Origin of the sequence: Sulfitobacter sp. 1A10359, from assembly GCF_043558145.1 — a bacterium.
GTDB lineage: Bacteria > Pseudomonadota > Alphaproteobacteria > Rhodobacterales > Rhodobacteraceae > Sulfitobacter > Sulfitobacter faviae.
This window is the reverse complement of the sequence record NZ_JBIFGB010000002.1, coordinates 809128-815596: the sequence shown is the minus strand read 5'-3', so window position 1 is coordinate 815596 and position 6469 is coordinate 809128. Positions and strand designations below refer to the sequence as shown.

Here is a 6469-nt window from a genome sequence, read left to right as displayed (position 1 = left end):
CCCCTGGCCTGACCGGGGACCACGGTTCAGATATTCGAAAGGCCGCAGCTTTTGCTGCGGCCTTTTGCTTTGGCGGGAGAGGGGCCTTTGGCGTGTGCGTGATACGGAGGGGACGGCGCGTTTTCCGGTTGTGATTGAGCGCTGACGGGGTGCGCGGTCACGCCGTGTCCGGCATGACTTTGCGCACTGGTTCTAAAAACACGGGGGTTTTTAGAACCCTCTTGCCACTTGCTTTGATTCCCCCTATAGGACGCGCATCGAACCGGGGTGCGTTAGACGCGCCCCGTTTGATTTATTACCAAGGCGCGAAGAGGGGGCCGGATGAGCCTGCTTCCTCCAATCCGTTAGAATCCCAAAACAAGGGATATGCATATGGCCGTTCAAAGCCAGAACATCCGCATTCGCCTGAAGGCGTTTGACTACCGGGTGCTCGATGCCTCCACTCAGGAAATCGTCAGCACCGCCAAGCGCACAGGCGCTTCGGTTCGCGGTCCCATTCCGCTGCCGAACAAGATCGAGAAATTCACCGTTCTTCGTGGTCCCCACGTCGACAAGAAATCCCGTGACCAGTTTGAAATCCGCACGCACAAGCGTCTGCTGGATATCATTGATCCGACCCCCCAGACCGTGGACGCGCTGATGAAGCTCGACCTCGCCGCTGGCGTGGACGTCGAGATCAAGCTGCAATCGTAAAGCCGGGAGGGTAATCATATGTTGCGCTCAGGCGTTATTGCAAAAAAAGTCGGCATGACCCGGCTGTTCATGGAAGACGGCAAGCAGATCCCTGTGACCGTTCTTCAGTTGGACAAGCTTCAGGTTGTCGCACAGCGCACCGCGGACCGTGACGGCTACACCGCCGTTCAGCTCGGTGCCGGTTCGGCGAAAGCCAAACGCACAAGCCAAGCCATGCGTGGTCACTTTGCCGCGGCGAAAGTGGAACCCAAGCGCAAGCTGGCCGAGTTCCGCGTCGACGCAGACGCGATGATCAACGTCGGTGAGGAAATCACCGCTGACCATTACTTCGCCGGTCAGTATGTCGACGTTGCGGGCACGTCCATCGGTAAAGGTTTTGCCGGTGCGATGAAGCGTCACAACTTCGGCGGTCTGCGCGCCTCGCACGGTGTGTCGATCTCTCACCGTTCGCACGGCTCCACAGGCCAGTGTCAGGATCCCGGCAAGGTTTTCAAAGGCAAGAAAATGGCTGGTCACATGGGTGCTGCCCGTGTCACCACGCAGAACCTCGAAGTCGTCAAGACCGACAGCGCGCGTGGCCTGATCATGGTCAAAGGCGCCGTTCCCGGCTCCAAAGGTGGCTGGGTCACCGTCAAGGATGCGGTCAAAAAGCCGTTCCCCGAAGACGCGATTCTGCCCGCCGCTCTGAAATCTGCTGCTGACGAAGCCGCGAAAGCCGCCGAAGAGGCCGCCGCCGCAGCCGCCGCAGAGGCAGAAGCCGAAGCCAAGCGTTTGGCCGAAGAGCAAGCCGCACAGGAAGCTGAAGCGCTGAAAGCCGCAGAAGCCGAAATCGCAGCTGAAGGTTCGGATGCCGACAATTCCGATGCCGACGCTGACAAGAAAGAAGGTGACGCATGAAACTCGATGTCATCAAACTCGACGGTGGCAAAGCCGGGTCCGTAGACCTGGACGAAGCCCTGTTCGGCCTGGAGCCGCGTGCCGACATCCTGCACCGCGTCGTGCGCTGGCAGCGTAACAACGCGCAGCAGGGGACGCACAAGGTCAAGACCCGGTCCGAGACCAGCTACTCGACCAAGAAGATCTATCGCCAGAAGGGCACCGGCGGCGCACGCCACGGTGACCGCAATGCGCCGATCTTCCGCAAGGGTGGTATCTACAAGGGTCCGACCCCGCGCAGCCACGGCCACGAGCTGACCAAGAAGTTCCGCAAGCTGGGCCTGCGCCACGCGCTGTCCGCCAAAGCAAAAGCCGGTTCGTTGGTCATCATCGACGAAGCAACTTCCGAGGGCAAAACCGCCGCTCTGGCCAAGCAGGTCTCGAACCTGGGCTGGAAACGCGCGCTGGTCATCGATGGCGCTTCGGTCAACGAGAACTTCGCACAGGCCGCGCGCAACATCGATGGGTTGGACATCCTGCCGTCGATGGGCGCAAACGTCTATGACATCCTCAAGCGTGACACTCTGGTGATCACCAAAGCGGGGATCGAAGCATTGGAGGCACGCCTGAAATGAGCGCCAAGCATCAACACTACGACGTGATCCGCAAGCCGGTCATCACCGAGAAGGCAACCATGGCGTCCGAACAGAACGCCGTCGTCTTCGAAGTCGCGATCGACAGCAACAAGCCGATGATCAAAGAGGCCGTCGAGGCGCTCTTCAACGTCAAGGTGAAGGCCGTGAACACGACCATCACCAAAGGCAAGGTCAAGCGTTTCCGGGGCCAAATGGGCCGCCGTAAGGACGTGAAAAAGGCCTATGTGACGCTCGAAGAGGGCAACACGATCGACGTCTCCACCGGGCTCTGATTGCCGGTTAGACATTTGGAAAAGGCCTCCGCATTGCGGGGGCCTTTTTCGTTTCGGGGATGCGCCGGGGCCCGGGACAAGCCGCAGGCGCCGGGCCATCGCCTGCCCGCCCGGACGGGTAGGCGATTTGGTGAGGCTGGACGTGACCTCGCAAAAGCACATCTCGGTTGAACCATAAAGTGGCACCAAGGTCCGTCAGATCGCCGACCCGCGGGCAGGCGCTGGCCCTCGGAGCATGAATGCCACCCCGGCCATGGACTAGCCACAGGCTCAACCCTCCCCCCAAAGCAGGCTGTTTCCAGCCTAAATGCCGCGACGTAACGGCAAAGGGTGACGCGGGCGTTGCTTGCGGCGTGCTTTCCTCTACAAGACCTCGGATAACGACAAAAAGCAGGTCCATGTCCCACGAAAAATCTACCTCCGGCGCGTCTGCGGACGTGTCGAACGCGCGCGACTGGGTGCGCGTGCTGGCCCGTTACCGCGAGCCGAGCACTTGGCGCAGCAGTTTTGAACTGGCGATCACGCTCGGTCCCTTTATCCTCCTTTGGGCGCTGGCTTGGTGGGCGCTCTCAGTCAGCGGCTGGTTGGCACTCGCGATCTCGCTGGTGAACGCGGGCTTCTTGCTGCGGCTCTTCGCGATCCAACACGACTGCGGCCATGCGGCCTTTTTCAGCAGTCGCCGCACCAGCGATTGGGTGGGCCGTGCGCTCGGGGTGCTGACGCTGACGCCCTATGACGTGTGGCGTCGCACCCATTCGATTCACCACTCTTCAGCCGGGAACCTTGGCCGTCGCGGCATTGGCGATATTCACACGCTCACGGTTGCGGAGTATCGCGCGCTTAGGCTGTTCGGGCGGCTGCATTACCGCCTGTATCGGAACCCGATCGTGCTTTTTGGTCTTGGGCCGACCTATCTCTTCTTCGTGCAGAACCGCGTGCCACTGGGACTGATGGCGCAGACCCGCTATTGGCTGAGCGCGATGGGCACCAATCTGACGATCCTCGCAGCACTTGTGGTGATCTTCTATTTCGGGGGGATCATGCCCATTCTGCTGATCTTCGTACCCAGCACCCTTCTGGCGGCCACGGCGGGCATGTGGTTGTTCTATGTGCAGCACCAGTTCGAGACGACCCATTGGGAAGAGAATGACGCTTGGGACCTGCATGACGCGGCCTTTCACGGCTCCTCGCATTACATCCTGCCGCGTCCCTTGCAGTGGCTGAGCGCCAATATCGGCATTCACCATGTGCACCACCTCTACAGCCGCATTCCCTTCTATCGCCTGCCGGAAGTGCTGCGCGACCATGTCGCCTTGGCGGAGGGGAACCGGATGACCATCCGCGAGAGCCTTGCCAACGCGCGGCTGCATCTGTGGGATGAGAAAAGCAAGCGCCTGTTGTCTTTCGCGCAGGCGCGCAGGGTCGCCTGAAGCCGCAGGATTTGGCTATGATCTAGGCCCCCGCTTTGGCGGGGGTCTTTGCATTTGGAGGGCTGTCATTACCTTCGCGCGATCTTCTCGGCTGCGCGTTCAATCATGCGGCGACCCCGGAAAAGTTCCGAAAAAAAGCCATCAATTTATTCGGAACAGAGCAGAAAGCTGCCGGTTGTCTCACCGTGGAAGACGGGGTGCTGCGCGCCTCATTTATCGTAAACGAACACGGGAGAGACCTAATGATCTATACCAAAACACTCATGGCTGGCGTATCCGCCGTTGCCCTTTTCGCGGCCGCTCCGGTTCTGGCGCAGGATGCGACAGAGAACGTCGAAGAGACCATCGAGCGCAATGCCGAAGTCGAAGCCGAGATGGAAGCCGAAGTCGAAGGTGGCGCAGCCGCGACTGCGAATGTTGCTGGCGGCCAAGTGGTTGTCGAGCAGGAAGACGCCGAAGTTGACGTGACCGTTCCCGAGCCCGATGTGAACGTCTCGCAGGACGCACCCGTTGTGACCGTTGAACAGGGCCAGCCCGAAGTGAACGTCGCCGTTCCCGAGCCGACCGTTCGCGTGCAGCAGCAGGCCCCGATCATCACCGTAGAGCAGGCACAGCCGCAGGTCACCGTGCGCATCCCCGAGCCGGTCGTGACCGTGCAGGTGCCGAAGCCGCAGGTTGACGTGGACACAGGCGAGCCGATCGTCGATCTTGAGCAGCCCGAACCCGTCGTGAAGTTCGTGCGCCCGGAGCCGAAAGTAACCATTGAGGAAGCCGAGCCGCGCGTGACCGTTGAGCAGGCCGAAGCCGATGTGAATGTGGCCGAATCCGAAGAAGCCCGCGTCGACGTTGAGCAGCAAGAAGCCAACGTGAACGTGCAGCAGGGCGAAGACGCGAATGTCGTCGTCGAAGAAGCCGAAGCACCGCAGGTTAACGTTGAAGGTGCCGAGGGCGCCGAGATTGACGTCGAGCAAGAGCAAGCGCGCGTGTTGATGGAAGACTTCAACGCTGACGAGCAGGGCAATATGGCCGAAGAAGACCGTGCCCGCTATCAGGAGAACGTGCAGCGTTTGCCGATCTTCAACCTGACCGCAGAAGAACTGACTGGCCGCAGCGTTGCAACCGAGACCGGTGAAGACGTTGGCGAAATCGACTTCATCGGCGTCCGTGGTGACACCGTTGTTGCGATCATCGGCGTTGGTGGTTTCCTTGGTATGGGCGAAAACGAAGTCGCCATTCCGGTTGAGAAGCTGATCATGCGTGAAGACGAAGTTATCGTCCCCGGCGTGACCGAAGAGCGTCTGGAAAGCATGCCGGAATTCAACGAAGCCGAAGTTGAAATCCTCGACCCCGGTATGCGTCTGGCTGAGAGCGTTGGCCTTGACTAATACCCACCTTGGGTAGTCGCTAAACCAATAGAAGAAGGCGCTTCGGCGCCTTCTTTTCTTTTGTGCGGGCAGGGGAGAGGATTTTCGCCATGCCCACTGGACGGGCTGTTGCGAACCTGTTACGTCGCCACATCGGCTCAGACCCCGGATTCGTCCGGGGTTTGGCTATTTGAACGATCCCGGTGGTTGGGATGCCTGCCTCGCAAGAGATTTAAACCCATCCACCACTCCCACAGGGGACCTTCGGGGCCCTATAACCAACGCGCTTTCACCTCGGTGCGAGCGTGCCTAGCAAACGGAAGACAGAGAACATGGCACTCAAGTCGTACAAACCGACGACGCCAGGCCAGCGTGGACTGGTACTGATCGACCGTTCGGAGCTGTGGAAAGGCCGCCCGGTCAAAGCCCTTACTCAGGGTCTGACCAAATCCGGTGGCCGGAACAACACCGGACGAATCACAATGCGTCGTACAGGTGGTGGTGCAAAGCGCCTCTACCGTATCGTTGATTTCAAGCGTAACAAGCTGGACATGTCCGCTGTTGTCGCGCGGATCGAATATGACCCCAACCGCACAGCCTTCATCGCACTGATCCAGTACGAAGACGGCGAGCAGGCCTACATCCTGGCCCCGCAGCGTTTGGCCATTGGCGACAAGATCATCGCCGGCGCCAAAGTGGACATCAAGCCCGGCAACGCGATGCCTTTCTCGGGCATGCCGATCGGTACGATCGTCCACAACATCGAGATGAAGCCCGGCAAAGGCGGTCAGATCGCCCGTGCCGCCGGCACCTACGCCCAGTTCGTGGGTCGTGACGGTGGCTACGCTCAGATCCGTCTGAGCTCCGGCGAGCTGCGTCTCGTGCGTCAGGAATGCATGGCCACCGTCGGTGCCGTCAGCAACCCCGACAACTCCAACCAGAACTACGGTAAAGCGGGCCGCATGCGTCACAAGGGCATCCGTCCCTCTGTGCGTGGTGTGGTGATGAACCCGATCGACCACCCGCACGGCGGTGGTGAAGGCCGGACCTCTGGTGGTCGTCACCCGGTTACTCCTTGGGGTAAGCCGACGAAGGGTGCCAAGACCCGCAACAAGAACAAAGCGTCCAGCAAGCTTATTATCCGCTCGCGTCACGCCAAGAAGAAGGGGCGTTAATCA

At 60.2% G+C, this 6469-nt stretch carries 7 protein-coding genes; all 7 read left to right on the top strand.

Annotated features, from left to right (window positions below):
- Positions 1–372 precede the first annotated feature (372 nt).
- The 7 genes from rpsJ (at position 373) to rplB (ending at position 6466) form a co-directional block, all read left to right on the top strand.
- Positions 373–693 carry a 30S ribosomal protein S10 gene (gene rpsJ, locus ACGYK2_RS08315; protein WP_067267998.1) on the top strand — a complete coding sequence of 107 codons (321 nt, stop codon included), beginning with the start codon at positions 373–375 and terminating at the stop codon, positions 691–693.
- 18 nt (positions 694–711) lie between these two features.
- Positions 712–1590: a 50S ribosomal protein L3 gene (rplC, locus tag ACGYK2_RS08310; RefSeq protein WP_082852159.1), complete on the top strand. Its 879-nt coding sequence runs from the start codon at positions 712–714 to the stop codon at positions 1588–1590.
- Positions 1587–2204: a 50S ribosomal protein L4 gene (gene rplD / locus ACGYK2_RS08305; RefSeq protein ID WP_067267960.1), complete on the top strand. Its 618-nt coding sequence runs from the start codon at positions 1587–1589 to the stop codon at positions 2202–2204. Before rplC ends, rplD begins: the two co-directional genes overlap by 4 nt.
- Positions 2201–2497, top strand: a complete 297-nt coding sequence (locus ACGYK2_RS08300) for a 50S ribosomal protein L23 (RefSeq protein WP_067267962.1) — start codon at positions 2201–2203, stop codon at positions 2495–2497. Before rplD ends, ACGYK2_RS08300 begins: the two co-directional genes overlap by 4 nt.
- Before the next feature lie 398 nt (positions 2498–2895).
- Positions 2896–3927 (top strand): fatty acid desaturase, encoded by a 1032-nt coding sequence (locus ACGYK2_RS08295; RefSeq protein ID WP_271688304.1) that lies wholly within the window; start codon positions 2896–2898, stop codon positions 3925–3927.
- 242 nt (positions 3928–4169) lie between these two features.
- The gene (locus tag ACGYK2_RS08290; protein ID WP_271688303.1) at positions 4170–5312 is read left to right on the top strand and encodes a PRC-barrel domain-containing protein; all 1143 of its coding nucleotides are present in this window, start codon (positions 4170–4172) and stop codon (positions 5310–5312) included.
- 311 nt (positions 5313–5623) lie between these two features.
- Positions 5624–6466, top strand: a complete 843-nt coding sequence (gene rplB, locus ACGYK2_RS08285) for a 50S ribosomal protein L2 (protein WP_067267965.1) — start codon at positions 5624–5626, stop codon at positions 6464–6466.
- Positions 6467–6469 lie beyond the last annotated feature (3 nt).

Excerpts from the sequence above, each read along its gene's own strand:
- rpsJ (WP_067267998.1), top strand. The coding sequence starts at position 373 with ATGGCCGTTCAAAGCCAGAACATCCGCATTCGCCTGAAGGCGTTTGAC.
- rplD (WP_067267960.1), top strand. The coding sequence starts at position 1,587 with ATGAAACTCGATGTCATCAAACTCGACGGTGGCAAAGCCGGGTCCGTA.
- ACGYK2_RS08290 (WP_271688303.1), top strand. The coding sequence starts at position 4,170 with ATGATCTATACCAAAACACTCATGGCTGGCGTATCCGCCGTTGCCCTT.
- rplC (WP_082852159.1), top strand. The coding sequence starts at position 712 with ATGTTGCGCTCAGGCGTTATTGCAAAAAAAGTCGGCATGACCCGGCTG.
- rplB (WP_067267965.1), top strand. The coding sequence starts at position 5,624 with ATGGCACTCAAGTCGTACAAACCGACGACGCCAGGCCAGCGTGGACTG.
- ACGYK2_RS08300 (WP_067267962.1), top strand. The coding sequence starts at position 2,201 with ATGAGCGCCAAGCATCAACACTACGACGTGATCCGCAAGCCGGTCATC.
- ACGYK2_RS08295 (WP_271688304.1), top strand. The coding sequence starts at position 2,896 with ATGTCCCACGAAAAATCTACCTCCGGCGCGTCTGCGGACGTGTCGAAC.